General features: G+C 65.7%; 35 protein-coding genes, 1 tRNA gene and 1 pseudogene. 2 read left to right on the top strand and 35 right to left on the bottom strand.

The annotated features are described in order from the left end of the window. The 35 genes and pseudogenes from clpP to queF all read right to left on the bottom strand — a co-directional run. The coding region (clpP, locus tag HDR50_RS00185) for an ATP-dependent Clp endopeptidase proteolytic subunit ClpP (protein WP_291354897.1) at positions 1–602 on the bottom strand (602 nt) is incomplete at its 3' end. Between the two features lie 222 nt (positions 603–824). Beyond that, positions 825–2,099, bottom strand: a pseudogene (gene tig / locus HDR50_RS00180) (trigger factor); the annotation flags it as partial. A gap of 35 nt (positions 2,100–2,134) precedes the next feature. Further along, a tRNA-Leu gene (locus tag HDR50_RS00175) sits at positions 2,135–2,219 on the bottom strand. A 266-nt stretch (positions 2,220–2,485) separates the two neighbouring features. Further along, on the bottom strand, positions 2,486–2,878 hold the full coding sequence (gene rplQ / locus HDR50_RS00170) for a 50S ribosomal protein L17 (protein ID WP_291354891.1): 393 nt from the start codon (positions 2,876–2,878) through the stop codon (positions 2,486–2,488). After that, positions 2,868–3,911, bottom strand: a complete 1,044-nt coding sequence (locus tag HDR50_RS00165) for a DNA-directed RNA polymerase subunit alpha (protein ID WP_291354889.1) — start codon at positions 3,909–3,911, stop codon at positions 2,868–2,870. Before HDR50_RS00165 ends, rplQ begins: the two co-directional genes overlap by 11 nt. A 12-nt stretch (positions 3,912–3,923) precedes the next feature. After that, on the bottom strand, positions 3,924–4,550 hold the full coding sequence (gene rpsD, locus HDR50_RS00160) for a 30S ribosomal protein S4 (protein ID WP_291354887.1): 627 nt from the start codon (positions 4,548–4,550) through the stop codon (positions 3,924–3,926). 45 nt (positions 4,551–4,595) lie between these two features. Further along, on the bottom strand, positions 4,596–4,985 hold the full coding sequence (gene rpsK, locus HDR50_RS00155; RefSeq protein WP_291354885.1) for a 30S ribosomal protein S11: 390 nt from the start codon (positions 4,983–4,985) through the stop codon (positions 4,596–4,598). A gap of 35 nt (positions 4,986–5,020) precedes the next feature. Further along, positions 5,021–5,389, bottom strand: coding sequence for a 30S ribosomal protein S13 (gene rpsM, locus HDR50_RS00150; RefSeq protein ID WP_291354884.1), 369 nt, complete (start codon positions 5,387–5,389; stop codon positions 5,021–5,023). Between the two features lie 15 nt (positions 5,390–5,404). Continuing rightward, positions 5,405–5,518, bottom strand: coding sequence for a 50S ribosomal protein L36 (rpmJ, locus tag HDR50_RS00145; protein WP_005027799.1), 114 nt, complete (start codon positions 5,516–5,518; stop codon positions 5,405–5,407). Positions 5,519–5,640: 122 nt separating this feature from the next. Next, entirely contained in the window at positions 5,641–6,435 is a 795-nt protein-coding gene (map, locus tag HDR50_RS00140) for a type I methionyl aminopeptidase (protein ID WP_291354882.1), read from the bottom strand. Between the two features lie 16 nt (positions 6,436–6,451). After that, positions 6,452–7,765 (bottom strand): preprotein translocase subunit SecY, encoded by a 1,314-nt coding sequence (gene secY, locus HDR50_RS00135; protein WP_291354880.1) that lies wholly within the window; start codon positions 7,763–7,765, stop codon positions 6,452–6,454. Between the two features lie 208 nt (positions 7,766–7,973). Beyond that, on the bottom strand, positions 7,974–8,483 hold the full coding sequence (rplO, locus tag HDR50_RS00130) for a 50S ribosomal protein L15 (RefSeq protein WP_291354878.1): 510 nt from the start codon (positions 8,481–8,483) through the stop codon (positions 7,974–7,976). 21 nt (positions 8,484–8,504) lie between these two features. Then, entirely contained in the window at positions 8,505–8,681 is a 177-nt protein-coding gene (gene rpmD / locus HDR50_RS00125; RefSeq protein WP_291354876.1) for a 50S ribosomal protein L30, read from the bottom strand. 2 nt (positions 8,682–8,683) lie between these two features. After that, entirely contained in the window at positions 8,684–9,205 is a 522-nt protein-coding gene (gene rpsE, locus HDR50_RS00120) for a 30S ribosomal protein S5 (protein WP_165075610.1), read from the bottom strand. Position 9,206: 1 nt separating this feature from the next. Next, positions 9,207–9,566: a 50S ribosomal protein L18 gene (gene rplR, locus HDR50_RS00115; protein WP_165075607.1), complete on the bottom strand. Its 360-nt coding sequence runs from the start codon at positions 9,564–9,566 to the stop codon at positions 9,207–9,209. Positions 9,567–9,575: 9 nt separating this feature from the next. Beyond that, entirely contained in the window at positions 9,576–10,115 is a 540-nt protein-coding gene (rplF, locus tag HDR50_RS00110; protein ID WP_291354873.1) for a 50S ribosomal protein L6, read from the bottom strand. 10 nt (positions 10,116–10,125) lie between these two features. Then, on the bottom strand, positions 10,126–10,506 hold the full coding sequence (rpsH, locus tag HDR50_RS00105) for a 30S ribosomal protein S8 (protein WP_165075601.1): 381 nt from the start codon (positions 10,504–10,506) through the stop codon (positions 10,126–10,128). 103 nt (positions 10,507–10,609) lie between these two features. Beyond that, entirely contained in the window at positions 10,610–10,795 is a 186-nt protein-coding gene (locus HDR50_RS00100) for a type Z 30S ribosomal protein S14 (RefSeq protein ID WP_291354870.1), read from the bottom strand. Positions 10,796–10,804: 9 nt separating this feature from the next. Beyond that, positions 10,805–11,344: a 50S ribosomal protein L5 gene (rplE, locus tag HDR50_RS00095; RefSeq protein ID WP_165075595.1), complete on the bottom strand. Its 540-nt coding sequence runs from the start codon at positions 11,342–11,344 to the stop codon at positions 10,805–10,807. A 9-nt stretch (positions 11,345–11,353) separates the two neighbouring features. Continuing rightward, positions 11,354–11,692, bottom strand: a complete 339-nt coding sequence (gene rplX / locus HDR50_RS00090) for a 50S ribosomal protein L24 (protein ID WP_291354868.1) — start codon at positions 11,690–11,692, stop codon at positions 11,354–11,356. A gap of 9 nt (positions 11,693–11,701) precedes the next feature. Then, positions 11,702–12,070, bottom strand: a complete 369-nt coding sequence (gene rplN, locus HDR50_RS00085) for a 50S ribosomal protein L14 (protein WP_008685833.1) — start codon at positions 12,068–12,070, stop codon at positions 11,702–11,704. A 9-nt stretch (positions 12,071–12,079) separates the two neighbouring features. Then, on the bottom strand, positions 12,080–12,343 hold the full coding sequence (rpsQ, locus tag HDR50_RS00080; protein ID WP_165075589.1) for a 30S ribosomal protein S17: 264 nt from the start codon (positions 12,341–12,343) through the stop codon (positions 12,080–12,082). A 2-nt stretch (positions 12,344–12,345) separates the two neighbouring features. Then, entirely contained in the window at positions 12,346–12,516 is a 171-nt protein-coding gene (rpmC, locus tag HDR50_RS00075; protein WP_291354895.1) for a 50S ribosomal protein L29, read from the bottom strand. Between the two features lie 56 nt (positions 12,517–12,572). Further along, positions 12,573–12,986: a 50S ribosomal protein L16 gene (gene rplP / locus HDR50_RS00070; RefSeq protein ID WP_165075558.1), complete on the bottom strand. Its 414-nt coding sequence runs from the start codon at positions 12,984–12,986 to the stop codon at positions 12,573–12,575. Next, the gene (rpsC, locus tag HDR50_RS00065) at positions 12,986–13,627 is read right to left on the bottom strand and encodes a 30S ribosomal protein S3 (RefSeq protein ID WP_165075536.1); all 642 of its coding nucleotides are present in this window, start codon (positions 13,625–13,627) and stop codon (positions 12,986–12,988) included. The genes rplP and rpsC overlap by 1 nt, the downstream gene beginning before the upstream one ends. Before the next feature lie 3 nt (positions 13,628–13,630). Next, on the bottom strand, positions 13,631–13,969 hold the full coding sequence (gene rplV / locus HDR50_RS00060) for a 50S ribosomal protein L22 (RefSeq protein WP_165075531.1): 339 nt from the start codon (positions 13,967–13,969) through the stop codon (positions 13,631–13,633). Positions 13,970–13,978: 9 nt separating this feature from the next. Beyond that, positions 13,979–14,263 (bottom strand): 30S ribosomal protein S19, encoded by a 285-nt coding sequence (gene rpsS, locus HDR50_RS00055; RefSeq protein WP_165075528.1) that lies wholly within the window; start codon positions 14,261–14,263, stop codon positions 13,979–13,981. A gap of 9 nt (positions 14,264–14,272) precedes the next feature. Continuing rightward, positions 14,273–15,121: a 50S ribosomal protein L2 gene (rplB, locus tag HDR50_RS00050; protein ID WP_291354858.1), complete on the bottom strand. Its 849-nt coding sequence runs from the start codon at positions 15,119–15,121 to the stop codon at positions 14,273–14,275. 2 nt (positions 15,122–15,123) lie between these two features. After that, positions 15,124–15,414: a 50S ribosomal protein L23 gene (gene rplW, locus HDR50_RS00045; RefSeq protein WP_165075521.1), complete on the bottom strand. Its 291-nt coding sequence runs from the start codon at positions 15,412–15,414 to the stop codon at positions 15,124–15,126. A gap of 1 nt (position 15,415) precedes the next feature. Next, positions 15,416–16,045 (bottom strand): 50S ribosomal protein L4, encoded by a 630-nt coding sequence (gene rplD, locus HDR50_RS00040; protein ID WP_291354854.1) that lies wholly within the window; start codon positions 16,043–16,045, stop codon positions 15,416–15,418. A 9-nt stretch (positions 16,046–16,054) separates the two neighbouring features. After that, positions 16,055–16,684, bottom strand: a complete 630-nt coding sequence (gene rplC / locus HDR50_RS00035) for a 50S ribosomal protein L3 (RefSeq protein WP_291354852.1) — start codon at positions 16,682–16,684, stop codon at positions 16,055–16,057. A 12-nt stretch (positions 16,685–16,696) separates the two neighbouring features. Further along, positions 16,697–17,014 (bottom strand): 30S ribosomal protein S10, encoded by a 318-nt coding sequence (gene rpsJ, locus HDR50_RS00030; protein WP_006008400.1) that lies wholly within the window; start codon positions 17,012–17,014, stop codon positions 16,697–16,699. Positions 17,015–17,564: 550 nt separating this feature from the next. Beyond that, a complete protein-coding gene (ftsY, locus tag HDR50_RS00025; protein WP_291354850.1) occupies positions 17,565–18,950 on the bottom strand; it encodes a signal recognition particle-docking protein FtsY in 1,386 nt (461 codons plus the stop codon). Further along, the gene (locus tag HDR50_RS00020; protein WP_291354848.1) at positions 18,950–20,026 is read right to left on the bottom strand and encodes a hypothetical protein; all 1,077 of its coding nucleotides are present in this window, start codon (positions 20,024–20,026) and stop codon (positions 18,950–18,952) included. Before HDR50_RS00020 ends, ftsY begins: the two co-directional genes overlap by 1 nt. 148 nt (positions 20,027–20,174) lie before the next feature. Next, positions 20,175–20,675 (bottom strand): preQ(1) synthase, encoded by a 501-nt coding sequence (gene queF / locus HDR50_RS00015; RefSeq protein ID WP_291354893.1) that lies wholly within the window; start codon positions 20,673–20,675, stop codon positions 20,175–20,177. A 189-nt stretch (positions 20,676–20,864) separates the two neighbouring features. Here queF and HDR50_RS00010 point away from each other — a divergent pair, with 189 nt between their 5' ends. Continuing rightward, the gene (locus HDR50_RS00010) at positions 20,865–21,728 is read left to right on the top strand and encodes a UbiA-like polyprenyltransferase (protein ID WP_291354847.1); all 864 of its coding nucleotides are present in this window, start codon (positions 20,865–20,867) and stop codon (positions 21,726–21,728) included. 17 nt (positions 21,729–21,745) lie between these two features. Continuing rightward, positions 21,746–22,226 (top strand): ribosome biogenesis factor YjgA (yjgA, locus tag HDR50_RS00005; RefSeq protein WP_291354846.1); only part of this gene is annotated, 481 nt, incomplete at its 3' end.

Raw genomic sequence — 22,226 nt, 5'->3', positions numbered from 1 at the left:
TTGTTGTCCTTGGCAGCGTCGTGGCGGGAGACCAGGACCTTGTCGATGATGCCGAAGTCCTTGGCTTCCTCCGGAGTCAAAAAATTGTCCCGCTCCGTGGCCTGCACGACCTCCTCATAAGGACGGCCGGTATTGTCGGCGAGGATGCGGTTGAGTTTTTCCTTGAGGCGCAGGATCTCGCGGGCGTGGATCTCCACATCCGTGGCCTGCCCGCGAAAGCCGCCCGAAGGCTGGTGGATCATCACCTGGCTGTTGGGGAGTGCAAAGCGCATGCCGGGCTCGCCCGCGGCCAGCAAAAACGCCCCCATACTCGCCGCGAGGCCCATGCACACCGTGGAGACCGGCGCGGTGATGTAGCGCATGGTGTCATAGATGGCGAGGCCGGCCGTCACCGAACCGCCGGGGGAGTTGATGTAGAGGCTGATCTCCTTTTCCGGGTCCTGCGATTCCAGAAAGAGCAACTGGGCGCAGATGAGCGAGGCCACGGTGTCATTGACCTCGGTGCCCAGAAGGACGATGCGGTCCTTGAGCAGGCGCGAATAAATATCATAGGCGCGTTCCGAACGGCCTGTGGTTTCGATGACCATGGGAATGAGCGACATGGCATGCCTCGTCGTGTCTGCGGCCGGAGGCTTCCGGCCGCGCTGGGGGGAACCGGGAAAGGCGCGCGGCCCGAAGACAGCAGGCCGCGCGCCGAAATACGGCATGGCGCCGGGGGCTTCGGGCTTCTCCGCGCCGGCTTCGGGAGCATCCGCGGCGTCTTTGCCGGCAGCCTTGTCGGCGCCTTTGGCGCCAGCCGCGGTATCGGCCGCGGGCACTTCCTTCACCTTGGCCTTGGCGTAAACGCGATCCATGGCCTTGTCGGCCAGGAGGCGGTCGCGAAGCAGGAAGATGAGGCCGCTGCGCTCATATTCCTGCTGCAGCGTCTTGAAGTCCTGTCCGCTGCGGAGGCTGTTCTGGTAGATCTGGGCGAGCACTTCCTGGTCGCTGACCTCAAGGCCCTCCTTTTTGGCAATGGCGAGCAGGAGGACAAGGCTGCGCGTGGCCTCCTCGGCCTGGGGCAGGAGTTCCTTGCGCAGTTCCTCCTCGGTCTTGCCGAGGGAGTCGAGGCGCTTGCCCTGGCGCTCGAGCCGCACGGCGAGGTCGGTCATCAGGGTGCGCATGTCCGCCTCAAGCATGGCCTCGGGCAGGGGGAAGTCCACCATCCTGAGCAGGCTGTCGAGGAGTTTTTTCTGCGCCGCGCCCTTGTGCAGGCGCTCGCGCGTCTTGACATAGCTGTCGGTGATGGCGGCCTTGAGCTTTTCCACATTCTCCTGGCCCATCTGCTTGGCGAGCTCGTCGTCCAGCGCCGGAAGCTGGCGCTCCTTGACGGCATGCACCTTGACCTTCATGGTCACGGTCTTGCCGGCGAGGTCATGGGCCACGAAATCGGCGGGAAAGGTGATTTCGGCCTCGCCTTCCTCGCCGGGACGGATGGTCTTGACGAGCGCCTCGAAATCTTCCAGCGCCTCGCGCTCGCCCAGGGCGAGGTCAAAACCCTCGGCCTTGATGCCGGGCACGGGCTCCCCGTTCTCAAAAGCCTCGAAGTCGATATTGGCGATCTGGCCGTCCACGGCGGGCGCGGTGCCGTCCACGGGAACGAGCTTCGAACGGTCGCGGCGGATGCGCTCGATGACTTCCGCCACCTCGGCGTCGTCCACGCCCACGGCCTCCTGCTCCACCTCAAGGCCCTCATAGGGCGGCAGATCGAAGGTGGGCAGCACCTCGAACTCCATGGTGTAGGCGTAGCCCTTGCCGCGTTCGAGCGGGGCCTCGGCGCCGTTCACGGTGATACCGGACACCGGCTGCACACCGAGCTTCTGCATCACCTCATTGATGTGCACATTGATGAGGTCCTGCCGGGCCTCGTCATAGATGCGGTCATGGAAGCGCTGCTCCACCACGGAAGGCGGGACCTTCCCCTTGCGGAAACCGTCCATCTGGACCGAATCCTTGTACAGGGCCACAGCGCCGAGAATGGCGGCCTCCGCCTCCTGCGGCGCGATGGTGATGCTCACCTTTTTCTTGACCGGGGAAATGTCTTCGACGCTGTATTCCACAGGGGGCTCCTTTGGTTTCTGGCCGGTGTCGGCAGTGGTGCGAAGGGGGGGGCTTGAACCCCCATGCCCGAAGGCGCTGGATTCTAAGTCCAGTGCGTCTGCCAGTTCCGCCACCCTCGCAAATCGGGGAAATCTAGCATGGACGCGGGGCGCCCGCAAGCCGCGCGGCCCGGGCCTTGCCGGGCATGGCCGCGCTTTCCGGCCGCCTACCAATATAAGGCCGAAGACGGCGATGGCAAGCGAGCGGCCCAGGGCTGACGCGCCCGCCGCGCTGTGGGAGAACGGGTTGCCCCGCGGGGCATTCCCCGGCAAGGGCAAGAAAAAGGGGGCCGTGCGGCCCCCGGGAAGTGTCTGGTTCATCGAGCCCGCAGGCGGGCGCGCCGCAGCTACGCGGCCGGTTTGGCCTCGGCGGGGGCTTGCGCCGTGCGCGAAAACTCGATGATGGCCATGGGGGCATTGTCGCCCTTCCGGCGCGTGGCGAGTTTGAGCACACGCGTATAGCCGCCCGGAACCTCGGCGAAGATGGGGCCCACCTCGTCAAAGAGGTGCTTGACGAGCGCGTGGTCGTTGAGCACACGGTACGCGAGACGGCGGGCGTGAAGGTCATTGCGCTTGGCAAGGGTGATGAGCGGCTCCACGACGCGGCGCAGATCCTTGGCCTTCATCTCGGTGGTGCGGATCTTGCCATGAATGAGCAGCGCCTTGGCGAGATTCTGCAACATGGCCTTGCGGTGCGAGGGCGTCCGCGAGAATTTTCTGCCGGAATTGCTATGCCTCATTTTGCTGCTTCCTTTTCCATTCCTGGTACTTCTTGTCGAAGCCGTCCACCTTCATGCCGAAATCAAGCCCCATGTCCAGAAGCACACTCTTGATCTCGTCCAGGGATTTACGGCCGAAGTTCTTGGTCTTGAGCATCTCGCTTTCGGAGCGCTGCACGAGCTCGCCCACGGTGGCGATATTGGCGCTGCGCAGGCAGTTGGTGGCCCGCACGGAGAGTTCGAGGTCGTCNATGCTNTTGAAGAGATGCTCGTTGAGNTCGCTGTTGTCGCCCACGCCGAGGTGCATGTCGCCGGANACGCGCTCGTCNAAGTTGATGAAGACCGAGATCTGGTCCTTGATGATCTTGGCGCTGTAGGCCACGGCGTCCTCNGGCGTGAGCGAGCCGTCNGTCCAGACCTCGAGGATGAGCTTGTCATANTTNGTCATCTGGCCGACGCGCGCCTGCTCCACCGTGTAGGCCACCTTGCGCACGGGCGANAAGCTCGAGTCCAGCTTGATGAGGCCGATCTCCTCGGCGAGGCCNTCGTGCATGTCNGCGGGCACATAGCCCTTGCCCATGCGCGCCTCNAGCTCCATTTCCAGCGGGATGTCCTCGGTNAGGGTGGCGATGTGCAGNTCNGGGTTNAGCACTTCCACATGCTGGTTGGCCTNNATCATGGCNGCGGTGACATTGCCCTTCTTGTCNGCGCGCAGGNTGAGNCGCTGGGGCTCGTCCGTNTCCATGCGCAGGCGCACCTGCTTCAGGTTGAGCACCACGTCNGTCACNTCTTCCAGAACGCCNTGGATGGTGGTGAANTCGTGCTGCACNCCNNTGATGCGCACNGCCACGAAGGCCGCGCCCTGAAGCGAGGCCAGNAGCACGCGGCGCATGGCATTGCCGATGGTGGTGCCGTAGCCGCGCTCCANCGGNTCGCANATGAACTTGGCGTANGTGNCGCTTGCGTTTTCCTCATCGCGNAGGATCTGCTCGGGCTTGACGAGCTCCGACCAGTTGCGCGCATTGATGAGGCGNTCGCCCTGTTTGATAAGCATGNGGCCCCCGGCTTATTTCGAATAAAGTTCGACGATGAGCTGCTCGTTGACGGGGAACTGGATNTCGTCACGCTGCGGAAGCGCCTTCACCGTCCCCTTGAAGGCCGCGCCGTCNGCCTCNAGCCAGNNGGGGCAGCCGCGGCGCGCGACGGCCTCCTGGGCCACGGCCAGCGCGGGGATNTTGCGGTTCTTTTCCGGCACNTCNATGACATCGCCCACGCGCACCTGNAGCGAGGGGATGTTCACCTTGCGGCCGTTGAGCGTGAACAGGCCGTGGCGCACCATCTGGCGGGCCTGGTCGCGCGAGCNNGCAAAGCCCAGNCGNTAGACCACNTTNTCGAGNCGGCGCTCNANNGTGACGAGCAGNTTGGTGCCGGTGACGCCGCGGTGCATCTCGGCCTTTTCAAAATAGCCGCGGAACTGGCGCTCCAGCACNCCGTANGCGCGCCGCGTCTTCTGCTTNTCNCNNANCTGNACNGCATATTCGCTGACCTTCTTGCGCGCGCGGCCGTGCTGGCCNGGGGCGTAGGGGCGGCGCTCATAGGCGCANTTGTCGGTGAAGCAGCGGTCGCCCTTCANNAANAGCTTGCAGCCCTCGCGGCGGCAGAGACGGCATTTGGCTTCCGTATATTTGGCCATGGATNNTTCCTCTTCGTTGGTNCGNCGCGGTGGAGNTCCGCGAAACTANACGCGCCGGCGCTTGGGCGGNCGGCAGCCGTTGTGCGGGATGGGCGTGACATCACGGATGAAGGCNACGCGGAAGCCGGCGGCGGCGATGGCGCGCATGGCCGCNTCACGGCCGGAGCCNGGGCCCTTCACATAGACGCCCACGGTGCGCATGCCGTTTTCCTGCGCCTTGCGGGCGGCCGTNTCGGCGGCNACCTGGGCGGCGAANGGNGTNGACTTGCGCGAGCCCTTGAAGCCGCTCTGNCCGGCGGANGCCCAGGAAATGGCGTTGCCGCGCGTGTCCGTGAAGGTGATGATGGTATTGTTGAACGAGGCCTGGATGTGGGCGATGCCCAGAGGCACGTTCTTCCTTTCCTTTTTCTTGACCGCTTTCTTGGGTCTTGCCATGACTGTCCCTCAAGTTGGCTGGATGGAGGAGCCGATTACTTTTTCTTGCCCACGGCGCCGCGGCGCGGCCCCTTGCGCGTGCGCGCGTTGGTGTGCGTGCGCTGCCCGTGGACGGGGAGCCCGCGGCGATGCCGCAGGCCGCGATAGCAGCCGATGTCCATAAGCCGCTTGATATTGCCCGAAACCTCGCGGCGCAGGTCGCCTTCCACCTTGTAGTGCTGCTCGAGCTCCTTGCGGATCTCGTTGACCTCATCGGCGGAGAGATCGTCAATATTGCGCTCCCAGTTGACCCCGGTGGTATCCAGNATCTTCAGGGCAGTGGTACGGCCGATGCCGTAGATATAGGTAAGCGCAATGTCCACCCTTTTGCCGCGCGGCAAATCAACACCTGCTATTCTCGCCACAATCGTTCTCCTGCCCTAGCCCTGGCGCTGCTTGTGCCGGGGGTTTTCGCAGATGACTCGAAGCACTCCCTTGCGCCGGATGACTTTGCACTTGGGGCATATTTTCTTGACGGACGGTCTGACTTTCATCTCGCTACTCCACATGGCGTGTGCCGATTTCGCCGAAAAACGGGGCCTGCGCCAACGCCGCTTGGGCGCGCGCCGCTCCGTCTGGCAAGAACGGAAATCTTTAGCCGTGTTGTGCCAACTTGTCAAGCGGCAATGGTGTGCCTGTTGAGCCCCCTGTCGGAAATGCTCAGGATCTTCGGGCCGTCGGGCGTGATGGCGACGCTGTGCTCGAAATGCGCGGCCCATTTGCCGTCCTTGGTGACGGCCGTCCACTTGTCGTCGAGGATGTCCACCTCGTGCGTGCCGAGCGTCACCATGGGCTCGATGGCGATGACCATGCCGCTGTGCAGGGTGAGCCCGGGGCTCGCCGGCCGGAAATTGGGCACCTCGGGCTTCTCGTGCATCTTGGCGCCCACGCCGTGGCCCACGAAGCGGCGCACCACGCCGAGGCCGGCCGCCTCCACATGCTTCTGGATGGCGGCGCCGATGGCGTACACGTCATTGCCCGGCCGCGCCTGCTCGATGCCCACATAGAGGCTTTCCTCGGTGACGCGCATGAGGCGCCGGGCCTCGTCGCTCACCCGGCCCACCGGGTAGGTGCGCGCCGCGTCGCCCACGAAGCCTTCAAACACCACGCCCATGTCCACGCTCACGATGTCCCCCTCTTCAAGAGGCCGGTCGGAGGGGAAGCCGTGCACCACCTGCTCGTTCACCGAGCAGCAGGTGGCGAAGGGATAGCCGCAATAGCCGAGGAAGGCGGGCTTGACCTTGTAATCCGCGCACATGTCGCGCGCGAGCTCCTCAAACTGCTTCGTGGTCACGCCCGGGGCCACCATGTCGCCCACCGCATCGAGGACATTGGCCACCATGCGGTTGGCCTCGCGCAGGCAGGCGATCTCGCGGTCGTTCTTGATATAGGCGCCGTGGTACTTTTTCATCGCCCCACCGCCGGCCCTAAGCCCGGCCGCTCCTGCGGGCCTTTTGCATCAGGCCCTGGTACTGGCTGGAGATCATGTGGGATTCCACCTGGTTCATGAAGTCCATGGCGACGCCCACCAGGATGAGCAGGCTCGTGCCGCCGAAGTAGAACGGCACGTTGAAGTTGCGGATGAGCAGCATGGGCATGAGGCAGACGAGGGAGATATACACCGCGCCCGAGAGCGTGAGCCGGGAGAGCACGTTGTCGATATATTCCGCGGTCTTTTCGCCGGGCCGGATGCCCGGGATGAAGCCGCCGGCCTTCTTCAGGTTCTCGGCCATTTCCTTGGGGTCGAAGATGATGGCCGTGTAGAAGTAGCAGAAGAAGAACATCAGCGCCACATAGAGCACATTGTACATGAGCCCGTTGGGCGAGAAGAACTCGGCCGCGCGGCGCACATACTCATTGCCCGAGAACTGACCCACAGTGGCCGGGAAGAGCAAAAGCGACGAAGCGAAGATGGGCGGGATGACGCCGGCCGTGTTGAGCCTGAGGGGCAGGTGCGAACTCTGGCCGCCGAACATCTTGCGACCCACCTGTCGCTTGGCGTAGCTGATGGGGATGCGCCGCTGCGCGCGCTCCACAAAGACGATGCAGACCGTCACCGCGGCCATGAACACGAGGATGACGATGGCCATGAAGATGCTCATGTCGCCGGCCTCGATAAGCGCGAAGGACTGGATGATGCCGCGCGGGATGCCGACCACGATGCCGCAGAAGATGATGAGCGAGATGCCATTGCCGATGCCGCGCTCGGTGATCTGCTCACCCAGCCACATGACGAGCACCGAGCCCGCAGTGAAGGTGATCATGGTCACGATGCGGAATTCCCAGCCGGGATGCAGCACCACCGGCGTGCCCGCCGGGCTCGTCATGTTCTCGAGGCCCACGGCGATGCCGAGGCCCTGCACCAGGGTGATGAGCACCGTGAGGTAACGGGTGTATTGCGTTATCTTGCGCCGGCCGGCCTGGCCCTCCTCGCGGGCCATGCGCTTGATGTCCGGGCTCACCACCTGCAACAGCTGCATGATGATGGACGCCGAGATGTACGGCATGACGCCGAGCGCGAATACGGAGACGTTGGACAGGCCGCCGCCGGAGAACATGTCGAAAAGGCTGAACAGCGTTCCGGCCATGCTGTCGAAGAAGGAGGCCAGGGCGGACGCGTTCACGCCGGGGATCGGCACATGGACGCCGATCCGGTAGCAGCACAGGATGAGGAAGGTCCAGCCCAGGCGTTTCGCCAGGGCCGGCTGGCCCGCCATCGTATTTGCCGTTCCCGTTGCCATGCAAGACTCGTTCTCGTTTGTGCTGCCCCGCCGGGGCGCGCGTGGAGCGGATGTGCTTTACTGTGAACAAAAGCCGCGGGCGCCGCGGCCCGGCGCAGCCGAGCTGCCCACAGCTGCGCCGCGCCAGATGGGACAAGACGCGCAAGCGCATCACAGCCCCCGGGGGCCGTGATGCCGCAGCCTTGCGCGTCAGATCCCGAAGCCCTGGCTATTTCGCTTCAACTTCTTCCGTAACTTCTTCCACCACTTCCGGGGCCTCGGTGAGCACTTCCACAAGAAGCTCGTTCACCTTGCCCCCGGCCTTCTGGATCTTCTCCACGGCGGCGCGGCTGAAGCGGTGGGCCTCGATGTTCATGGGCGCGGTGATGTCGCCGCGGGAGAGCACCTTGACGAGGGAGCCGCCCTTGACGAGCCGGCGCTCATAGATGTCTTCCAGCGTGATGTCGGTCTTGCCCGGGAAGGCCTCGGCCAGCGTGTCCAGGTTCACCACGTCGTAGCGGATCTTGAACAGGGCGTTCTTGAAGCCGTGCTTGGGGAGCCTGCGCTGGAGCGGCATCTGGCCGCCTTCAAAGCCGGGGCGTACGCCGCCGCCGGAGCGGGCGTTCTGGCCCTTGTGCCCGCGGCCGGAAGTGCCGCCGAGGCCGGAGCCCTGGCCGCGGCCCACCCTGCGGCGCTGTTTGCGCTCTTCAGGAAAGGGATAGAGATCGTGCAGTTGCATAGTCTTCTCCTCGCGCGACCGCTATTCCACGACGGCCACAAGATGCGGAACCTTGGCGATGATGCCCCGGATGGCCGGGGTGTCCTTGAACGTCTTGACCATCTGCATGCGCTTCAGGCCAAGGGCGTCCAACATCCTGCGCTGGTGGGGCGTGGTGCCGATGCGCGAGCGCACAAGCTTGACTTTGATTTCGGCCATGGTCACTTCCTCGGGGCTTCGAGCTTCATGCCGCGCAGGTCGGAAACCTCGGCGGCGCTGCGCAGGGCTTCGAGGCCCTGCATGGTGGCGCGCAGCACATTGTGGGGATTGTTGGTGCCGATGGCCTTGGCGAGCACGTCGCGCACGCCCACGGCCTCCATGACCGCGCGCACGGCGCCGCCGGCGATGATGCCGGTGCCCTCGCTTGCGGGCTTCAGCATGACGCGCCCGGCGCCGAAGCGGCCCAGCACCTCATAGGGCAAGGTGCCTTCCAAGAGGGGGATGCGCACGCGGTTCTTGCGGGCGCGCTCCGTGGCCTTGCGCAGGGCCTCGGGCACTTCCTGGGCCTTGCCGAGGCCGTAGCCCACGCCGCCCTTGCCGTCGCCCACGACCACGAGGGCGCTGAAGCTGAAACGCCGGCCGCCCTTGACCACCTTGGCCACGCGGTTGAGGGAGACGATCTTTTCGATTTCGCCCAGCTCGTTCTGCTGGGCATCGCTGTTGCTCGAGTTTTCCTGACGCATATCAGAACTCCAGGCCGCCTTCGCGGGCGCCGTCGGCCACGGCCTTGATGCGGCCGTGATAAATGTAGCCGTTGCGATCGAATACCACCTTGCTGATATTCTTTTCCTTGGCCAGGCGGGCGATTTCCTTGCCCACGCGCTCGGCGCCCTCCTTGTTGCAGTGGAGGCCGGGCTCGCTCTTGGAGAGGGCGAGCGTGGAAGCGGAGACAAGGGTCGCGCCTTCGAGGTCGTTCACGATCTGGGCGTAGATATGCATGTTCGACCTGAAGACCACAAGCCGGGGGCGTTCCGCCGTGCCGCGCACCTTTTTGCGGATGCGGATCTTGCGGCGCTGCCGGGATTCGTTCTTGCTTACGTTCATAGAGAGCCCCTACTTCTTGCCGCCGGACTTGCCCACCTTGCGGCGGATGGTCTCGGTCACGTACTTGATGCCCTTGCCCTTGTAGGGTTCGGGCTTGCGGATGCGGCGGATGCGGGCGGCAGTCTCGCCCACAAGCTCCTTGTCCACCCCGGAGAGGGTGAGCACCTGCCCCTCGACGGCGGCCTTGATGCCGTCGGGGAGATCCACGATGACAGGATGCGAGTAGCCCACGGCAAGCTCCACCACATTGCCCTTGACGGCAACGCGGTAGCCCACGCCGATGACCTCCAGTGCCTTGGAGAAGCCCTTGGTCACGCCCTCGATGCAGTTGGCGAGCAGGGTGCGGCGAAGGCCGTGCTGGGCGCGGCTCTCGCGCGTTTCCTCGCGGCGCGTCAGGGTGACGTGGCCGTCGGCGAGCTCATAGTTGAGCAGCGGGGAGACGGGCGTCGAGAGCGTGCCCTTGGGCCCCTTCACTTCCACAACATCCGTCCCGATCTTGACCTCAACGCCGGCCGGGACGGGAACGGGCAATTTGCCTATGCGAGACATATGACACCGCCTACCAGATTTCGCACAGAAGTTCGCCGCCCACCTTCTTTTCCTGGGCGGTAGCGCCGTCCATGACACCGCTGGACGTGGAGAGAATGCAAATGCCGAGGCCGTTCTGCACCCTGGGAATCTGGCGCGAGTTCACATAGACACGCCGGCCGGGCGTGCTCACGCGCTTCAGGCCCGTGATGACGGGGCGCCCCTTCTGGTACTTGAGGGTAATGGTGATGACGTCGCCGTCCACGGCCACATCTTCGACGTAACCTTCCTGCTTGAGGATGGCGGCGAGGGCCTCCTTCATCTTCGAGCGCGGCACATTCACTTCCTTGTGCAGGGCCAAATGTGCGTTGCGGATGCGCGTCAGCATATCCGCAATGGGATCTGTCAGCATCGAAAGCTCCTGAGGTTGTGTCCGCGGGGTTCGCGGCCCCATGCCGCCACTTCCCGCGGGGCGAAACGCGAAAGCTCCCGCCCGGAAAGGCTCGCAAGCCGGCTTACCAGCTGGACTTGCGCACCCCGGGGAGTTCGCCCTTGAGGGCCAGTTTGCGGAAGCAGATGCGGCAGACGCCGAACGGGCGCATGAAGGCGCGCGGGCGGCCGCAGAGCGGGCAGCGGTTATAGGCGCGGGCGCTGAACTTGGGCTTGCGCCGGGCCTTCACTTCCAGGGAAGTACGGGACATGGCGTTCTCCTATTTGCGGAAGGGCATGCCAAGCTTGTCGAGGAGGAACTTGCCCTCCTTGTCGGTGTTGGCCGAGGTGACGATGGTGATGTTCATGCCCTTGGGGTTTTCCACGCGGTCGATCTCGAGCTCGGGGAAGATGGTGTGCTCCTTGACGCCGAGCGTGAAGTTGCCGCGCCCGTCAAAGCCGCGGTCGGGGATGCCGCGGAAGTCGCGCACCCGGGGCAGGGCAAAGTTCATGAGCTTGTCGAGGAAGTCCCACATGCGGTCCTTGCGCAGGGTGACGCGGGCGCCGATGGGCATGCCCTCGCGGAGCTTGAAGGCGGCGATGGACTTCTTGGCGCGCGTGATCACGGCCTTCTGGCCAGCGATGGCGGAGAGCTCGTTGACGGCCTCCTCCATGAGCTTGTTGTTCTGCGTGGCGGCGCCAAGGCCGATGTTCAGGGAGATCTTCTCGATCCCGGGAAGCTGCATGGGGGAGGTGTAATTGAACTCCTTTTGCAGCTCCGGGACCACCTTCTCCTGATATATCTTTTCAAGGCGTGTCATCGTTTCACCTTATTCCATGACTTCGTTGCACTTCTTGCAGAAGCGCACTTTCTTTTCCTTGCCGTCCACCATGATGCGGCGGTAGCCGATGCGAGTGGGCTTGTGGCAGGCCGGGCACACCACCATGACATTGGAGATGGCGATGGGCATTTCCTTTTCCACGATGCCGCCGGGCTGCTGGGCATAGGGGTTGGCGCGCATGTGCCGCTTGACGAGGTTCACCTTTTCCACAAGGACCTTGCCATGCTTGCGCAAAATCTTGAGCACCTTGCGCGGCACGTCCTTGTCGGCGTCCTTGCCGGTGATCACCATCACATTGTCGCCCTTGCGGATGCGAAACATATTCATGGCGGTCTCCTAGAGCACTTCCGGCGCAAGGGAAATGATCTTCATGAAATTCTGGGCGCGCAGCTCGCGGGCCACGGGGCCGAAAATGCGCGTGCCCACGGGCTCGCCCTGGTTGGAGAGCAAAACGGCGGCATTGCCGTCGAACTTGATGTAGCTGCCATCCATGCGGCGCACTTCCTTGGCCGTGCGCACGATGACCGCCTTCATCACGTCGCCCTTCTTCACCTTGCTGTGGGGCATGGCCTCCTTGACGGAGACCATGATGATGTCGCCCACCGAGGCGTAACGGCGGTGCGAACCGCCCAGCACCTTGATGCAGGCGACCTTCTTGGCGCCCGAATTGTCGGCGACCTGGAGCGTGGATTCTACCTGGATCATGGCGTTGTCCTACACGGCTTTTTCGAGGATGTTGACGAGATGCCAGCGCTTGTTGCGCGACATGGGCCGATACTCAACGATCCGCACCTTGTCGCCCACGCCGCATTCGTTCATGGGGTCATGCGCCGTGAACTTCTTGCGGCGGCGCACATACTTCTTGAGCAGGGGATGCTTCACCAGGGTCTCGACGCGCACGACGATGGTCTTGTCGTTCTTGTCGCTCACCACGATGCCGGTCATGGTCCTGCCCTTGCGGTGTTCCAGAGCTTCCATGTTCAGGCCCTCTGTTCCTTTTCGTTCAAGATGGTGGCGATGCGCGCCACCTGACGGCGGCGGGCCTTGAGCTCGGAGGTCTTTTCAAGGGCCGCGGCGGCATGACGGAAGCGCGTGCGCATCAGCTCCTCGCGCTCGTCGGCCAGCTTCTCGCGCAGTTCGGGCACGTCCATGGCGCGCAGGGCGGCCACGTCGCGGACTTCCTTGTCGCCTTTCTTCTTGGCAGCCATCACATGCCCTCCCTTACCACGATGATGGTCTTGATGGGCAGCTTGTGCGCGGCGCGGGTGAGCGCCTCGCGGGCCAGGTCAAGGCTCACGCCCTTGATCTCGTAGAGCACGCGGCCGGGCTTCACCGGCGCGCACCAGCCCACTGGCGCGCCCTTGCCCGAGCCCTGCCGGGTCTCAAGAGGCTTGGCCGTCACCGGGCGGTCAGGGAACACGCGGATCCAGACCTTGCCGCCGCGCTTGATGTGGCGCATCATGGCGATACGGGCGGCCTCGATCTGCTGGCTGGAAAGATGCCCGTGCTGGATGGCCTTGAGGCCGATATCGCCGAACGCGATGGAGGCGCCGCGCGTCGCCAGGCCGCGCAAGCGGCCTTTCTGCCACTTGCGGAATTTAACTTTCTTGGGCGCAAGCATTATTGTTCAACCTCTTTGTCAAGGATTTCACCCTTGTAGACCCACACCTTGACGCCGATGATGCCATAGGTGGTGTGCGCCTCGGCAAAGCCGAAGTCAATGTCGGCGCGCAGCGTCTGCAAGGGCACGCGGCCGTCGCGGTACCATTCGGTGCGGGCGATCTCGGCCCCGGCAAGGCGCCCGGAGCAGGTGACCTTGATGCCCTCGGCGCCGAACTTGCGGGCCATGGAGACCGTGCGCTTCATGGCGCGGCGGAAGGCCACGCGGCGCTCCAGCTGCTGGGCGATGTTCTCGGCCACGAGCTGCGCGTCGATCTCGGGGCGGCGGATCTCGTTGACTTCCAGCGAAAACTCGCGGCCGAACTTCTGGCGAAGGTCGGTGCGCAGCTTCTCGATCTCCACCCCCTTGCGGCCGATGACGATGCCGGGCCTGGCCGTGGAAAGGATGAGGCGTACCTTGCCGCCCGCGCGCTCGATCTCGATCTTGGAGAGCCCCGCATGGTAGAGGAGCTTCTTCACGAAGGCGCGGATCTTGTGGTCCTCCTGGACGAAGGCCGGGTATTCCTTCTTGCTGAACCAGCGGGACTGCCAGTTCTTGTTGTACCCAAGCCGGAAGCCGAACGGATGTACTTTCTGGCCCATAGCCTATTCCTTGCCTTCTTGGAGTATGACGGTGATGTGGCTCGTGCGCTTGTGGATCTTGCTGGCGCGGCCCTGGGCGCGGGGCATGAAGCGCTTCCAGGTGGGGCCTTCGTTGACCAGCACTTCCTTCACCACCATGGCGTCCACATCCACGCCCCCGAGCTGGGAGGCATTGGCAAGGGCGCTCTTGACCACGCCGTAAATGATGCCCGCGGGCTTGTTGGGCGTGAAGCGCAGGAGGTTCATGGCCTCCTCCACCCCGAGGCCCTGGACGTTCCGGGCGACCAGGCGGGCCTTGCGCGGCGAGACGCGCTGGTATTTCGCAATGGCTCTCGATTCCATATCCCTACCCTACTTCTTGCCGGCCTTGGCTTTCTTGTCGGCGGCATGGCCGTGGAAGGTGCGCGTGGGCGAGAACTCGCCCAGCTTGTGGCCGACCATGTTTTCGGTGACGAAGACAGGCACGAACTTCTTGCCGTTGTGCACCGCGAAGGTCAGCCCCACCATTTCGGGCAGGATGGTCGAGCGGCGCGACCAGGTCTTGAGCACGCGGCGGTCGTTGTTGGCCACCGCGGTGTCGACCTTCTTGAGCAGGTGGCCGTCGACGAACGGCCCTTTCTTCAAAGATCTGGGCATGGTCTACTCCTACTTCTGGCCGCGGCGCTTGACGATGAGCCGCGAGGAGGGCTTCTTCTTGTCGCGGGTCTTGTAACCCTTGGCAGGCATGCCCCACGGGGACACGGGATGCCGGCCGCCGGAGCTCCTGCCCTCGCCGCCGCCGAGCGGATGGTCGATGGGGTTCATGGCCACGCCGCGCACCTGCGGGCGCCGCCCGAGCCAGCGGTTGCGCCCGGCCTTGCCCAGCGAAATGTTCTCGTGCGAGATATTGCCCACCTGGCCCACCGTGGCGATGCAGGAGGCGAGCACCCGGCGCACTTCGCCCGAGGGCAGGCGCAAAAGGGCGTACTTGCCTTCCTTGGCGACGAGCTGGGCGTAGGTGCCGGCCGAGCGGCACATCTGGCCGCCGCGCCCGGGCGAGAGCTCGATATTGTGGAGCACCGTGCCCACGGGGATGCGGGACATCTCAAGGGCGTTGCCCGGCTTGATGTCCGCCACCTGGCCCGTGCGGCTGTCCACGCCGCTCATGACCACATCGCCCTGCTTGAGGCCCACCGGGGCGAGGATATAGCGCTTCTCGCCGTCGGCGTAGTGCAGAAGCGCGATGCGCGCCGTGCGGTTGGGGTCATACTCGATCTCGGCGACGGTGGCCGGGATGCCGATCTTGTTGCGCTTGAAGTCGATGATGCGGTAGAGGCGCTTCACGCCCCCGCCGCGGCGGCGGCTGGTGACGCGGCCGTTGTTGTTGCGGCCGGCCTTCTTGGGCAGCCCCTCGGTGAGCGACTTCTCGGGCTTGGTCCTCGTGATTTCCTCAAAATCGGAAACCGTCTGGAAGCGGCGGCCCGCAGAGGTCGGTTTCAGCTTGCGGACAGCCATGGCTACACCCCCTCGAAGAACTCGATTTTATCGCCCTCGGCCAGCGTCACATACGCCTTCTTCCAGCCGGGCTTGCGGCCGATGACGCGGCCCTGGCGCTTCCTGTTGCGGGGCGCGCGGCGCACGATGTTGACCGCCGTGACATGCACGTCGAAGGCCTTTTCCACGGCCTTCTCGATCTCGATCTTGCTCGCCTGCGGATGGACGTAGAAGGCCACCTGGTTGGCCTCGTCCTTGAGCATGGTCGTTTTTTCCGTGAGCAGGGGCTTGAGGAGAACAGTGGTCAGGTCCATCTTACTCTCCCTTGGCAAAACGCGCCTCAACCGGCTCCACGGCCCCTTCCATGAGCACAAGCTGCTTGTGCCGCAGGATCTCCAGCACGTTCAGCTGGTCTGGCGTGGTGAAGTTGATGCCGGGAATGTTGCGCGAGGAGCGGATCAGGGTTTCATTGACTTCGGGGGCCACGATGAGCGCCTTCCCAAGCCCGAGCGTCTTGGCGACGCCCGCGAAGAGCTTGGTCTTGGGCTCGGCGATCTCGATGCTTTTCACCACCATCAGGCCCTTGTCGGCCAGGCGGCTCGAGAGCGCCATGCGCAGCGCGAGCTCGCGGACCTTGCGGTTGACCTTGAAGCTGTAATCGCGGGGCGTGGGCCCGAACACGATGGCGCCGCCGCGCCACACGGGCGAGCGGTTGGAGCCGGCGCGGGCGCGGCCCGTACCCTTCTGCTTCCAGGGCTTGACGCCGCCGCCGGAGACATAGGCGCGGGTCTTGGCCATGTGCGTGCCCGCGCGCCTGGCGGCCAGCTGCCCGCGCACCACGAAGTGGAGAATCTCGGGCCGGGGCTCGATCTCGAACACTTCAGGGGCCAGCGTCACTTCGCCGCACTCCTGCTTGTTCTGGTCATATACTTTCACGGTAGCCATGTCGCTCCCCTACTGCTTGCGGACCAGCACGAGGCCGTTCTTGGGGCCGGGCACGCAACCCTTGACGAGGATGACATTGTCCTCGGGGCGCACGCCGACGACCTGAAGGCCCAGCTCCGTCACGGTTTCATCGCCCCAGTGGCCGGCCATCTTGCGGCCCTTGAACACATGGCCGGGGAAGGTGTTGTTGCCGATGGAGCCGTTGTTGCGATGCACCTTTTCGCAGCCGTGCGTATCCTTGGAGCCGGCGAAGTTCCAGCGGCGCATGCGGCCCTGATAGCCCTTGCCGAGGCTCTTGCCCGTCACCTTGACCACATCGCCCGGGGCGAACATCTCGACGGTGAGCTCGTCGCCGAGCTTGTGCTCGGGCGCGCCCTGAAGGCGCAGCTCATGGGTCTTGCGGAACAGGCCGGCGTCGGCCTTGGCGAAATGGCCCTGCATGGGCTTGGTCACATGCTTGGCCTTGGACTTCTCAAAGGCGATCTGGAGGGCGTTGTAGCCATCCTTCGCTTCAGACTTGATCTGGGTGACGGGGCACGGGCCGGCCTCGATGACCGTGACGGCGACGGCCGCGCCGTCCCCGGCGAAGATGCGGGTCATGCCCAGCTTGCGACCCAGGATTCCTAGTTTCTCAGCCATGGCTGCCTCTCGCTAGAGCTTGATTTCCACATCCACGCCAGCGGGCAAGGAGAGCTTGCCGAGCGCATCGACGGTCTGCTGTGTGGGTTCCAAAATATCCATGAGGCGCTTGTGGATGCGCATCTCGAACTGCTCGCGGGACTTCTTGTCCACATGCACCGACCGCTGGATGGTGTACTTGTGGATATTGGTGGGCAGGGGAATGGGCCCGGCCACGCCCGCGCCGGTATTGCGCGCCGTGTCCACGATTTCCGCAACGGCCTTGTCGAGGATGCGGTAATCGTAGGCCTTGAGCTTGATCCGGATGCGATCGCTGCTGACAGTCGTCATTATGCCTACTCCATTTGCAAAAAAACCGGGCGCCCGAAGGCGGAAACCCGGCGCGGCCGCATGTGCGGCCGGCAAACCACGACACCCCTGACGATATGGGGCGCTTCCTGCGAAAAACTCCGGGATGACCGGCTGCGTGGAGGAAAAACGAACGCCGGGCGCACGTCACAGCCACGCGAAATTCGCGGGAAGCCCCTGACGCGGCCCGGTCATGCCACCGCGAGGCGGTGACTGGCGGGACCCGCAGGGTCGCCAAACGGGGGTTTTCCCCCTTTTCCTTACAGCCCCGGTCGCGCGGCGCGCCTTGCGGCGCGAAACTCGCACTGGCTCCGTCATCGGGCTGGAACGGCTCGACATTATGCGGCATCTGGCAACGCCTGCGAATGTCAAAGCCCGGCGCGCGGCGTATTCCGCTCCGCCCGGGCGCAGCAGGACAGGCTCGACCTGCCCTTCCCTGCCGTCCAGGGATCGTCTCACAATTGTGGGACGGGAGAGGTTTTAGCGGATAGTCCCCCGGCCGTCAAGAAATTTCAAAAAAATTTCCCACCGTTCACTTCGCGGCTTCTGCTGCCGCCTCGGGCTCACCCAGAAGGGCGCGGGCAAAGGCGTCGCCGTCAAAGGGCCTGAGGTCTTCCATCTTCTCGCCAAGCCCCACGTAGGTGATGGGGAGGTTCTCGCGCAGGGCCACGGCGATGGCCACGCCGCCCTTGGCGGTGCCGTCCAGCTTGGTCAGGATGAGCTCGTCCGCGCCGGCGGCTTCCTTAAATAAATGCGCCTGCGAGAGCGCGTTCTGCCCGGTGGTGGCGTCCAGCACGAGGACGCAGCGGTGCGGCGCGCCGGGGTGCTTCTTGCCGAGCACCTGCCGGATCTTGCCAAGCTCCTCCATAAGGTTGACCTTGGTCTGGAGCCGCCCCGCCGTGTCCACGAAGAGCACGTCGAAGCCCTCCTTCACGGCGCGGTCCATGGCCTGCCAGGCCACCGAGGCCGGGTCCGCCCCCTGCGCGCCGGAGTGGAACTCCGCGCCCGCACGCTTCGCCCAGGTCTCGAGCTGTTCCACGGCCGCCGCGCGGAAGGTGTCGGCCGCGGCGATGAGCACCTTCTTGCCCTGCATGCGCGCGCGGTGCGCCAGCTTGCCGATGGTGGTGGTCTTGCCCACGCCGTTGACGCCCACCATGAGCACCACTTCTGGCGCGTTCACCGCGGCGATGCGGCGCGGCTGCCGGAAAAGCTCCTCCAGCTCGGCGAGGAGCAACGGCCGAACCCCGGCGGTATCCGTGACCTTTTCGCGCCGCGCGCGCTCCCTGAGGCGCGAGACCATTTCGAGCGAGGTCTCGAAGCCGAGGTCGGCGGTGATGAAGAGCTCTTCCAGCTCTTCCCAGAAGGCGTCGTTGAGCTCGCCGTGGCTCGCGAAAAGGCCGTCCAGCCGGCGGGCGAACTGCTCGCGCGTGCGCGCCAGCCCCTCGGTGAGCTTGACGAAGAGGCGGTTGCGCTCGTCCTCCTCGTCCTCGAGGTCGAGGGCCAGCGCGAGGCGGTACTGGAGCTCGGAGCGGAATTCCTCCACATGGCGGTATTCCATGCGCGTGAGCCACGTGCGGAAATCGGCGATGAAGGCCTCCGCCTCCCCGGGTGGTGTTTCCAGCGCGCCGAGCAAAACGCCGAGCCTGCGCCAGAGCTCGTCCCCGGCCGTGTCCACGCCGTCGAGGATGACGGCGAGCCACGCCGAGAGCCGGGGCTCGGCCTCGCGCAGCCGCAGCACAAGGGCGGCGTCACCGGCAGCGCCACTTGCCGCTGGCGTCGCTCCTGCCACAGGGGCGGGTGCGTGCGGGGCGTCCGCCGGCTGCTGGCCCGCGCCCTCCGCGACAAGCGGGGCTTCGGGCGCGTCAGCGGCCCTGTCCTGGCCGGAAAAGAGGCGGCGTACCTTGGAGAAAAAACCCATCACTGGCCCCCTTGCCCCTTGCGGGCGCCCTCCAGCGCCGCCAGCACTTCTTCCAGAGCCCGCGCGCATTCCTCCACGGGCAGGGCGCGCGTTTCGCAGTCCGGGTCGTTGAGCGCCGCCTGCATCTGGCGGGCGGCCTCGGTGAGGCGCGCAGCGCCCAGGCAGGGCGCGGCCTGCTCCAGCATGCGCCCGAGGTGGCAGAGGCCCGCGGTCTCGCCGTCCGCATAGAGGCGCTGCATGAGCTGGGGCGCGCGGGCGAAGGTCTGGCGGAACAGGCCCGCGGTCACGCGCCAGGTGTCGGGATTCTTGCGCTGGAAGCGCCGCCCCAGGTCGCGGTCCACAGGGGGCGCCGCTGCGGCCGCGGCCTCGGGCGAGCCCTCCTCCCCGCCCTCTTCGGGAGCGCGGGGCGCGAGGCCGAGCACCACGGGTTCCGGCGCCGCCTTGGCGTCGGGGCCGTCCGCACCGCCCGGGGGATTCCCGATGCGCCCGATGAGGCGCCTGAGGGCCGCGAGGTCGCCCCACAGCCAGAGCAGGAGCACAAGCGCCAGCGTCCAGATGGCGGCCGCGAGGCCGAAGCGCCAGCGCTCTCGCGCCAAAAGCTGCGCCTCCTCCTCGCCCATGAGGCGCGGGGAGAGCCACACCTCCACCGAGCCCACGGTCTGGCCCTCCACCTTGAGGGGGTTCATGCCCTGGACGCAATCCTCGGAAAGCTCGTCATCCCAGGGGACCGGCTCCCAGAGATAATTGCGGCGCTGGCCCTCGAGCATGCCCTGGCGCGTCTCCACCTTGATGGCGTAGAGGCGTTCGTCCTCCATGGCGCCCATGACGATGGTGCGCGCGGTGATCTCGTCCAGGTCCCACGCGGGCAGCGCCAGCAGGGTGGCGAGCTGCGCGGCCATGCGGCCGGCCTCGGCGCTGAGGCGGTTTTCCGCGTCGCGGCGGCTGCTCTCCAGGTTCCACAGGCCGAGCACGAAGAGCAGCGCGATGCCCGCGCCCCAGACAAGGAGGGCGGCGCCGCGCCTGGCCGTGCGCGAGATGCGCGGCGCATGCGGTGAGGAGTTCCTGGGCGTGGGCATATGTGTTCCGGTGTGNCTCCGCTGGCCGGCAGGGCGCCCCGCGGGCTTTTCCGCGTGGCCCTGTGCCGGGCGCCCCTGACTATGCCTTAGGCCGGCGCGGCGCGCAAGCCTTTGCGCCGGGGGCGCCCCGGCATGATGTCAGGCCGATTCAGGGCCGGTGCGGGTCCTGCTCGGCGCGCCACGCGGCCACCACGGCGCGCACGGCGGCGTCCTTCTCCGAAGGGAGGGGCTTGAACTCCTCGGCGAAAACATGGATGCGCGTGCCCCCGCGCGGCACGAAGAGCCCCTTCACCCGGCACCAGGCCGGGGNGAGNACGGCCACGAGGTCNTCAAGGACGGTGTTGGTGATGCTCTCCATGAAGGACTGGTGGTTGCGGAANGCGAACATGTAGAGCTTGAAACTCTTGGACTCCACGCACAGNNNGTCCGGCACGTATTCCACGCTGATGGTGCCGAAGTCCGGCTGGCCGGTCACCGGGCAAAGCGAGGTGAACTCGGGAAAGGCGATGCTGACCACATAGGGCCGGTGGGGATAGCGGTTGGGGAAGGCCTCCAGCAGGGCGGGGCTGGGGCCACCGCTCACCGAGGGCAGGGAGCCGCCCCCGAGCAGGTGCAGCCCGCTCACGTCGTCACGGCGGGGCTGGGGCATGTCGGTGGCCGGAGACTCCGGGGCGGGCCGGTCATGATGGGGCATGGATGTTCCTTTTTCAGTTCTGGTGCAGATGCGCCCNCTCCAGCTTGTAAGCCGGCGCCGAGCGCGTTATGATGGCNGTTCTACGCCATTCCGNNCGNCGCGTCCAATGNCGGGCGCGGGGCCGGCCTTTCCGCGGAGCGAGCCATGCGCATCAGTTTCGGCCATTTCGGCGACATCTGCCGGATGATCAAGATCGAGCATTCCATCTTCGCCCTGCCCTATGCCTGGGCCGGGGCCGTGCTGGCCGCGCGCGGCCTGCCCCCGTGGCGGGCCCTCCTGCTGCTCACCGTGGCCATGGTGGCCGTGCGCTCCTTCGCCATGACCTTCAACCGCATCGCCGACGTTGCCATCGACGCCGAAAACCCGCGCACCAAGGGGCGCCCGCTCGTCACCGGCGCCATCAGCATGGGCCAGGCCCGNGCCTTCTGCGCCGTCATGTCCGCCATCTTCATCGCCGCATGCGCCGCCATGAACTCCCTGTGCCTCTGGCTCTCCGTGCCGGCCCTGCTCTTCGCCGGGGCCTACAGCCTCTTGAAGCGCGTGTCGCCGCTCTGCCATTACTGGCTCGGCGCCACCCTGGGCCTCGCGCCGCTGGCCGGCTGGATCGCCGTGGACCCTTCAAGCNTGAGCCTCGCGCCGGTGCTGCTCTTTTTCGCCGTGACCTTCTGGGTGGGCGCCTTTGACATCTATTNCGCCTTNCAGGATCTCGACTGCGACCTCGCCCANGGGCTCCACTCCATCCCCGCCCGCTTCGGGCCCAGGACGGCCCTGGCGCTGGCCGGCTTCTCGCATGTCATGACGGTCATCTTTCTCGCGCTCACGGGCCTCGCGGCCGGGCTCGGCTGGCCGTGGTACGCCATCTGCGCCGGCATCGGGGNCCTNCTCGTGTNGGAGCACAGGCTGGTGCAGCCCGATGACCTCACGCACATCAACATGGCCTTTTTCACGCTCAACGGCATCATCTCGCCGGTGGTGCTCGTCGGCGTCATCCTCGGGCTCTNTTTCTGAACCGCAAAGGAGGCCCCATGCCGCGCAAGCGTTCCTCCCCCCAGCCGGACGGCGACCGCCCGGAAAAGCCCAGCCGCTCCGCCAACAAGCGGGGCAGCCACGCCCGCCAGGCCCTGGGCCTCGAGATCGCGCGCCTCACCGCCGCCGAGCGCGCGAATCTTCCGCTCACGCCCGAGCTCGCCGAGGCCATGGACCTGCTCGACCGCCTCACCGACCGCGAGGGCCGGCGCCGGCAGGAGCAGTATATCGGGCGCCTCATGCGCGATGTGGACGAGGAGCCGCTGCGCCGGGCCATGGCCGGCCGCCAGGCGCGGGACGCNGCNGANGTGGCGCGCTTNCACGCNGCNGANGNCTGGCGNGCGCGCCTNCTNNANGCGNCGGCNGCCGGGGTGCCGGCGCTGCTGGAGGAATTCAGGCAAGGCGTGGCCCCGGCTTCCCCCGAGGCGGAGGCGGAACTTCTCCGCGCCGTGGAGGCCGCGAGAGCCGCCCGCGCCCGGG

The organism is Desulfovibrio sp. (assembly GCF_014803725.1).
Lineage (GTDB): Bacteria > Desulfobacterota > Desulfovibrionia > Desulfovibrionales > Desulfovibrionaceae > Desulfovibrio.
Note: the sequence above shows the minus strand (reverse complement) of the source record. Positions and strands in the feature narration are given on the sequence as shown.